The 312-nt window shown below is 39.7% G+C and carries 1 pseudogene; it reads left to right on the top strand.

From position 1 onward, the window contains the following. Nucleotides 1-233 precede the first annotated feature (233 nt). A pseudogene (locus SB775_RS28440) lies at nt 234-312 on the top strand (YigZ family protein); the annotation flags it as partial.

The following is a 312-nucleotide window of genomic DNA, read 5'->3' on the forward strand; positions in this document are numbered from 1 at the left end:
TATAACAGTTTGTCCCAAAATCACTATATCACAGAGTAAAGTTTCGTACACGAAAAATTAATGATATGCCAGCATTTTCATAAGGGATCACGCACACTTTATCATATATAGGTCCTCCCTTTCCGTTTTAGTCCATTCTTGCCCCATAGATTACTACGATTATGTGTCAAAAACATTTCAGTATTCGCCAACAATTCTTGCACATGCTATCCTTTTCTTGAGGTGAATGAGCGATGCTTACGCAATACAAGACTGTAGCAGGTTACGGAGAAGACGTGATCGTTATTGAGCGTTCCCGGTTCATCGGTTACG

The sequence above is a fragment of the Peribacillus sp. SIMBA_075 genome (assembly GCF_046534585.1).